General features: G+C 40.5%; 1 protein-coding gene. It reads right to left on the bottom strand.

Annotation, left to right across the window (positions count from 1 at the left end; all coding sequences use genetic code 11):
- Positions 1-536, bottom strand: a 536-nt coding sequence (locus tag DX908_RS16940; RefSeq protein ID WP_116393504.1) for a PorP/SprF family type IX secretion system membrane protein, incomplete at both ends; no start/stop codon positions are given.

Genomic DNA, 536 nt, shown 5'->3' with positions numbered 1-536 from the left:
GAAATAACGTGGTGAACGGGAAACTTTTTTCGGGAAGTTTACATCAAACAGGAGCATGATTTCATGCGAAGACGGTGTTGTTACATCCAATTCAGAGATGATATGGTCGTAAGCATAACCGATTCTTAGATTAGGTGTAATAGCATAGTTTACCATTCCACCAAAACTGTCGTCTAACCTGTAGGTAGCCCCAATCTCAAAACGCTCAAAGAACAAGAAGTTCAATGAACCATCTATAGAAGGCGACACATCAAAAGAAGATTTTACCATAAACGATGGTTTCATCTTAGTGTTTTCGGAAATCTGGAAAACATACCCCCCCGTTAAGAAGTAGTGTGAAGTCTCTGAACCGAACTCATAGGCTGTTCCACTAGGAGCCGTTACATCAAGGTGCTTGCTTTTAAGCATATTCGGCACCGATAGGGCTAAGTAATAGTTTTGTGTATAGTAAAAGAAACCTGCACCTACATTAAAGTAGGTATTGTTTACGTTTTCTTGAAAGGCAGGATCACCTGGAGCAGGGACATAACCATTAC

Origin of the sequence: Parvularcula marina (assembly GCF_003399445.1) — a bacterium.
In the GTDB taxonomy this organism is placed as follows: Bacteria; Pseudomonadota; Alphaproteobacteria; order Caulobacterales; family Parvularculaceae; genus Parvularcula; species Parvularcula marina.
This window is presented reverse-complemented; position numbering and strand designations above follow the sequence as displayed.